This is a genomic window from Mesorhizobium sp. M7A.F.Ca.US.014.04.1.1 (genome assembly GCF_003998745.1).
Classification (GTDB): Bacteria; Pseudomonadota; Alphaproteobacteria; order Rhizobiales; family Rhizobiaceae; genus Mesorhizobium; species Mesorhizobium ciceri.
On record NZ_RZRW01000328.1, the window covers coordinates 1 to 6,633 of the forward strand.

At 64.0% G+C, this 6,633-nt stretch carries 7 protein-coding genes and 1 pseudogene; 6 read left to right on the forward strand and 2 right to left on the reverse strand.

From position 1 onward, the window contains the following. The 5 genes and pseudogenes from EOA22_RS38975 to EOA22_RS20825 all read left to right on the forward strand — a co-directional run. Positions 1–100: pseudogene (locus EOA22_RS38975) on the forward strand (inositol monophosphatase); the annotation flags it as partial. A 122-nt stretch (positions 101–222) separates the two neighbouring features. Then, the gene (locus tag EOA22_RS20810) at positions 223–909 is read left to right on the forward strand and encodes a hemolysin III family protein (protein WP_063170358.1); all 687 of its coding nucleotides are present in this window, start codon (positions 223–225) and stop codon (positions 907–909) included. Between the two features lie 104 nt (positions 910–1,013). Continuing rightward, complete coding sequence (locus EOA22_RS20815) at positions 1,014–2,039, forward strand: MotA/TolQ/ExbB proton channel family protein (protein WP_013529124.1); 1,026 nt, start codon at positions 1,014–1,016, stop codon at positions 2,037–2,039. Between the two features lies 1 nt (position 2,040). Further along, positions 2,041–3,072, forward strand: coding sequence for a peptidoglycan -binding protein (locus EOA22_RS20820; RefSeq protein ID WP_127390190.1), 1,032 nt, complete (start codon positions 2,041–2,043; stop codon positions 3,070–3,072). 239 nt (positions 3,073–3,311) lie between these two features. After that, complete coding sequence (locus EOA22_RS20825; RefSeq protein WP_027162534.1) at positions 3,312–3,746, forward strand: hypothetical protein; 435 nt, start codon at positions 3,312–3,314, stop codon at positions 3,744–3,746. Between the two features lie 75 nt (positions 3,747–3,821). Here the strand turns inward: EOA22_RS20825 and EOA22_RS20830 are convergent, their stop codons facing one another. Continuing rightward, a complete protein-coding gene (locus EOA22_RS20830; RefSeq protein ID WP_063169204.1) occupies positions 3,822–4,175 on the reverse strand; it encodes a DUF1304 domain-containing protein in 354 nt (117 codons plus the stop codon). Positions 4,176–4,315: 140 nt separating this feature from the next. On the opposite strand from EOA22_RS20830, the gene EOA22_RS20835 reads away from it, so the two are divergent. Beyond that, positions 4,316–5,803 carry a carboxypeptidase M32 gene (locus tag EOA22_RS20835; RefSeq protein WP_013529120.1) on the forward strand — a complete coding sequence of 496 codons (1,488 nt, stop codon included), beginning with the start codon at positions 4,316–4,318 and terminating at the stop codon, positions 5,801–5,803. Between the two features lie 27 nt (positions 5,804–5,830). Here the strand turns inward: EOA22_RS20835 and EOA22_RS20840 are convergent. After that, on the reverse strand, positions 5,831–6,633 hold an 803-nt coding region (locus EOA22_RS20840; protein ID WP_127366964.1), incomplete at its 5' end, for an ATP-binding cassette domain-containing protein.

Sequence of the window (6,633 nt, forward strand, 5' to 3'; positions counted from 1 at the left end):
CGGCCAGGACATGCCCGACAACGGTTCGGTCGTCGCCGGCAACGAGATCATCCAGCGCGCTTTGCTCAAGGTCGTGAAGAAGCCGCTCTCCTCTCGTTGACAGGCAAGCCGCGCCGACAAACCGCCGCGCTGATGCGCCGCAGTCGCAAAACCGCAACGGAAGCTTGAAATACTGCCCGGCGAGCGCCCAGATTGGAGGGCGCGGCGCAGGAACCCGGCTTAGTGAGAGACAACGAACCCTACCCCGATATCCCGTTCATCGGACGCTGGCACTATTCGCGTGCCGAGATGATCGCTGACGGTATCGTCCACGCGGTCGGCATCGTGCTGGCGATATCGGCCGGTTCCGCGCTGCTGGCGCTGGCGGCGTTTCGTGTCGGACCCGGCGAATACATCGCCGCCGCCTTCTACGTGGTTTCGCTGCTCACCGTGCTCTCGGTGTCGATGACCTACAATCTGTGGCCGGTCTCGTCGCCGGCAAAATGGGTGTTGCGGCGTTTCGACCACGCCGCGATCTATCTGCTGATCGCCGCGACCTATACGCCTTTCCTGGCGCAGCTCGAAGGCTCGCCGCTGGCGCGCTGGATGATCGTGCTGGTCTGGACCGCGGCAGCGCTGGGCATTGCCGTCAAGGTGTTCTTTCCCGGCCGTTTCGACCGGCTGGCGATCGGCTTCTATCTCGCCATTGGCTGGAGCGGCATCATCCTGGTCAAGCCGCTTGTCCAGACGCTACCGACGACATCGATAGCGCTGATCGTTGCCGGCGGCATCGTCTACTCCTGCGGCGTCATCTTCTTCGCCTGGAAGGGGCTGCGCTTCCACAATGCGCTGTGGCACGGTTTCGTCGTCACCGGCGCCAGCCTGCATCTGGCCGCCATGGTCGACTGTCTGGTCATCAATCGCCTCTGACACTATCGACGCGGCAATATTGCCAAGCGCCATTCAATTTGGTCACAATTCCGTTTAGAGTCGCGGTTTACGTGATCGGCGGCGGCATCGGAAACGGGGCACGGATGGCTTTTCTCAGATCCTTCGGCATGGGCAGACGTTCTGATGTCCTGATCTACGACCCGCATAAATTATCGAGCCCGCAGGTCTTTCTGCTGACCATGGTGATCTTCCTGGTCATCGTCGCCTTCATCGCCGCCATCCTCACCCGACAGATCTCAACCGCCTTTGGCAGCAATCCCGGCCTCAATGGCCTGATCGTCGGCGTGCTGGTGGTCGGCATCCTTTTGGCCTTCGCCCAGGTTGGGCGACTGTTTCGCGAAGTGCGCTGGGTCAACTCCTTCCGTGCCGGCTCGGAGACGACCGAACCGGTGCTGCTGGCGCCGATGAAGGCGATGATCGGCCGTTCCTCGGCGATGGCCTTCTCGACCAGTTCGATGCGCACCATGCTCGATTCCATCGCCACGCGCCTCGACGAAAGCCGCGACACCTCGCGCTATCTCGTCGGCCTGCTGGTGTTCCTCGGCCTGCTCGGCACCTTCTGGGGACTGTTGAACACCATCGGCTCGATCCGCGAAACCATCGAATCGCTCGATCCCGGCACCGGTGACGCCGCCGCGGTGCTCGATTCCCTGAAGCAGGGGCTTTCGGCGCCGCTGGCCGGCATGGGCACCGCCTTCTCGTCCTCGCTGTTCGGCCTCTCCGGCTCGCTGGTGCTCGGCTTCCTCGACCTGCAGGCCGGCCGCGCCCAGACGCGCTTCTACACCGAACTGGAAAACTGGCTTTCCTCGGTCACCGACCTGTCGTCGGACATCGTCGTCGCCGACCCGGCCAAAACCGAATCCTCCGACGAGATCCGGGTGCTGTCGGAACGGCTGCGCTCGATGCAGGAGAATGGCGGCGGCTCCAACCCGCGCGTCGCCACCGCCATGGCCAATCTCGCCGACGGCATTTCCGGCCTGGTCAAGAATATGCGCTCGGAACAGCAGATCATGCGCGACTGGGTCGAGGCCCAGTCCGACGAGCAGAAGGCGATGCGCAACACGCTGGAAAAGATCGCCGATGCCCTGAAGAAGCCCGGAGTGCACTGAAGTGGCGCTCGCCAGGGGCCGGCGCACCGATCGCCGCATCGACTACTGGCCGGGCTTCGTCGACGCGCTGTCGACGCTGCTTTTGGCGATCATGTTTCTGCTCACGGTCTTCGTGCTGGCGCAGTTCCTGCTGGGACGCGAAATCTCCGGCAAGGATACGGCGCTCTCGCGCCTCAACTCGCAGATCAACGAACTGACCCAACTGCTGGCGCTGGAGCGCTCGACGGCGCAGGACAAGGATGATTCCCTGGCCAATCTGCAGGCGTCGCTGTCGGCCGCGCAAGCGGAAAAGAGCCGGCTCGAACGATTGCTGGCGCAAGGTGCCGGTGGCGGCGACGCCGCCAATCAGCGTGCAGCGGCGCTCGGCGGCGAACTCGACAGCCAGCGCCAGATCAGCCAGCAGGCGCTGAGCCAGGTCGAGATACTCAACCAGCAGATCGCGGCGCTGCGCAAGCAGATCGGCGCGCTCGAGGATGCGCTCAACGTCTCCGAAATCCGCGACCGCGATTCCAACACCAAGATCGCCGATCTCGGCCGCCGCCTCAACGTCGCGCTGGCGCAGCGCGTGCAGGAGTTGAACCGCTACCGCTCCGACTTCTTCGGCCGTTTGCGCGAAATCCTCGCCGACCGCGAGAACATCCGCATCGTCGGCGACCGCTTCGTCTTCCAGTCGGAAGTGCTGTTCCCAACGGGCTCCGAGGTGATCAACGATGCCGGCAAGGTCGAGATGAAGAAACTCGCCGACGCCATCATCGAGTTGCAGAAGGAAATCCCGCCCGAGATCAACTGGGTGCTGCGCGTCGACGGCCATACCGACAACAAGCCGCTCTCCGGCACCGGCCGCTACCGCGACAATTGGGAACTGTCGACGGCGCGTTCGACCTCGGTGGTGAAATTTCTGATCGAGAACGGCGTGCCGGCCAACCGCCTGGTCGCGGCAGGCTTCGGTGAGTTCCAGCCGCTCGATCCCGCCGACACCGAAGAGGCGCGCAACAAGAACCGCCGTATTGAACTGAAGCTCACCGAACGTTGATCGAAAATCACGCGAACTTGTTCGCCGGTTCAACCCTAGGGCGCAGATGGAGGCGGGCAAGGCCTGAAAAGATTATCTTTTTTTAATTACACATTGTCGCAGGGCGGTCCTAGCCTGCCGCCCGGGCCGAGAACCGCCGGCGATGAATCCCCCCTCATCGCGACGCGACGGAACCGGACGGCCCAAGGCTGGAAGGCAGGCGGACAACCGCCGCCTCCCTCTACAAGAGGAGACGCGTGATGCGCTCTTTCACTCCCAAGACCTCGCTTAGAACTGCAACACTCACGGCGCTCCTCATCGCCGTTCCGCTTGCCGGCGCCTATGCCGCGGGCCATCACAAGGGCGCTCTCGACGCGACCGATCCAACCGATATGACTGGCCCGCGTGTCGAGGCGCTTATCCAACAGGTGCAGGGCGTCCGGCAGGGCATCGTGGACGCAAGACAGGCCAACAACATCACCCCGGCTGTGGCGGAACGCCTGGAAATGCGCACGGCCCACATCAGTCAGGCGGCAGAGAAAGTCGCCGCCTCCGATCACGGCAGGATACCGGCCGCGCAATACCATGATCTGCTGCGCCGTCTCGACAATGTCGACCAGCGGCTGATGATCGACACCGGCAGCGGCTTCATGATCGGCGACGGCGCCGACGGCGGCAATTACCCGAACGGCTGAGGCCATAGCGCCCGAAACGGTCCAAGAGGAAGGAACCGCCTGGCGCCTTCGAGAGCGATCCCGCGGGCGTCCTTTTTACCAGCCGAGCAATACCGCGATCAGGGCGATCACCGCCGGCACGGTCTGGATGAACAGGATCTTGCGCCCGACCGTTGCCGCGCCATAGAGGCCGGCAATGGCCACGCAAGCCAGAAAGAAGACCTTGACCTGGAACCCGGCCGCACCAAGGTATAGCCCCCAGATCAACCCGGCGGCGAGGAACCCGTTATAAAGTCCCTGATTGGCCGCGAGCACTTTCGAGGCACTGGCGAATTCCGGGGTCAGGTTGAAAGCCTTGTGCCCGCGCGGCGTGTCCCACAGCACCATCTCCAGATAGACGATGTAGGCATGGATCAAGGCCACCAGCCCGACCAGGATGTTGCCGATCATTTTTTCCCCCTTGATGTGTTGCCGGCAGCATTTCATGCGCGGCCTCGCCTGCGCAAGGTGCATTTGCCGGACGGCATCCGAGGGTTGCCAACGCTTTTGCGTTGGTGTCTTTTCGCGCCGTCCCAATCACGGAAGTCGCCATGTCCTTTCAGAAACTCGACGACCTCGGTCACAAGCTCGAAGCGCTCGAGCATGCGCTGGCCATCCTCGGTGCCGATGAGGCCACGCACATGGCCGTCGGCGGCGGCGAGAAGCGTGCCGAGGCGATGTCGGCACTGGCCGGCATGTATCACACCAGGGCAACGGCGCCCGAGATAGCAGACTGGATCGCCGCGGCCGAACAGGAAGCGCTGGGGGAGGAGCAGCGCGCCGCCGTCTCGGAACTGCGGCGGCAATACACCAACCTGACCTGCCTGCCGGTCGAATTCGTCGAACGCCAGACGACCGCGCGCATGCGTTGCGAGCAGCTGTGGCGCGGCCTGCGCGCCAAGAACGACTGGGCAGGCTTCCAGCCGGCGCTGGAAGGCGTCGTGGCGCTGGTGCGCGAGGAGGCGGCGCTGCGTGCCGATGTGCTCGGCCTGGCCCCCTATGACGCGCTGATGGAGCAGTACGACCCCGGCAACCGCACCGCCGACATCACGCCTGTGTTCAGCGACCTGAAGGCTTTTCTGAAAAGTTTCGTGCCGGAGGCGCTGGCGATCCAGGACGCACGGCAGCGCAAGCGCCCGCTGAAGCCGCTTTCGGGCACCTATGCGATCGATCGGCAGCGCGAGCTCGGCCTTGCCATGATGACGGCAGTCGGCTTCGACCTGACGCATGGGTCGCTGTCGGTGTCGCACCACCCTTTCTGCGGCGGCGTGCCGAGCGACGTGCGTATCACCACCCGCTACAAGACGTCCGACTTCCTGTCGGCGCTGATGGGCGTGCTGCACGAGACCGGCCATGCGCTCTACGAACAGAACCTGCCCAAGGCATGGTCGCACTGGCCGCTCGGCAAAGCGCGCGGCATGGCCGTGCATGAAAGCCAGAGCCTGTTCGTCGAGAAGCAGCTAGGCCGCAACCCGGCCTTCTGGCGCTGGGCGCTGCCAGTGGTTGAAAAGCATCTCGGCGAAGCCTGGTCGCTCGACGACATCCTGCCGCACGTGCATCGCGTCGGACGCGGCCTGATCCGGGTCGATGCCGACGAGGTGACCTATCCCCTGCATGTCATCCTGCGCTACGAACTGGAACAGGAACTCGTCTCGGGCCGGCTGGAGGTGGCCGATCTGCCCGAAGCCTGGGACGCCAAGATGCGCGACTACCTCGGCCTTTCCACCATCGACAACCCAGCCGACGGGCCAATGCAGGACGTGCATTGGCCCGGGGCAGCTTTCGGCTACTTCCCCTCCTACACGCTGGGCGCGATGATGGCAGCACAGCAATGGGCGGCGCTGACGCGGGAGCATCCTGCCGCCGACGAGGATCTCGCCAAAGGCAATTTCGAGGCGATCAACGACTGGCGCCGCCAAAAAATCTGGTCACAGGGGTCACGCTGGTCGACGCCGGACCTGCTCGAACGCGCCACAGGCGAAAAGCTCAACGCCACCTATTTCGTGAACCATCTGAAACAGCGCTATGGAGCCGCATAGCGGCTGTCGCCACAGCGCCAGATCTGCCTATTCCGCCGCGCCCCTGAAAGCACTGGCGCCGGTTTCGAACTGCAGCTTGGCCAGCCGTGCATAGATGCCGCCCTTGGCGACAAGGCTTTGATGCGTGCCTTCCTCGACGATCGAGCCCCCATCCATGACCAGGATCCTGTCGGCCTTCAGCACCGTTGCCAGGCGGTGGGCGATGACGATCGTGGTGCGGCCCTGCATCAGCCGTTCCAATGCCGTCTGCACCAGCGTTTCGCTTTCGGCGTCGAGTGCCGAGGTGGCCTCGTCGAGCAACAGGATCGGCGCGTCGCGCAAGATGGCACGGGCGATCGCAACCCGCTGGCGCTGACCGCCTGACAGCGTCACGCCGCGCTCGCCGACTTGGCTGTCATAGCCTTTTTCCAGCTTGAGGATGAATTCATCGGCAAGTGCATCCTTCGCCGCCGTCTCGATTTCGGTCTTGCTGGCTCCCGGCCGGCCGAAACCGATATTGTCACGCGCGCTTGCCGCGAAAATGGTGACGTCCTGCGGCACGATGGCGATGCGCTGGCGGACCGAAACGGGATCGGCCTCGCGCACATCGACGCCGTCGATCAGGATCTTGCCTGTTTCGGGATCGTAAAAACGCAGGATCAGCGAAAACACCGTGCTCTTGCCGGCCCCTGACGGCCCGACGATCGCCACCGTCTCGCCCGGCATGACCTGAAAGCTTAAGCCGTGCACGGCGGCGCGGTCGGGCCTTGCCGGGTAGGAGAAGGAGATATTGTCGAAGACGATCGCGCCCTTGGCGACGGCCGGCAGCGGCTTCGGATCGGCGGGAGCCT

Excerpts from the sequence above, each read along its gene's own strand:
- EOA22_RS20815 (WP_013529124.1), top strand. The coding sequence starts at position 1,014 with ATGGCTTTTCTCAGATCCTTCGGCATGGGCAGACGTTCTGATGTCCTG.
- EOA22_RS20825 (WP_027162534.1), top strand. The coding sequence starts at position 3,312 with ATGCGCTCTTTCACTCCCAAGACCTCGCTTAGAACTGCAACACTCACG.
- EOA22_RS20830 (WP_063169204.1), bottom strand. The coding sequence starts at position 4,175 with ATGATCGGCAACATCCTGGTCGGGCTGGTGGCCTTGATCCATGCCTAC.
- EOA22_RS20835 (WP_013529120.1), top strand. The coding sequence starts at position 4,316 with ATGTCCTTTCAGAAACTCGACGACCTCGGTCACAAGCTCGAAGCGCTC.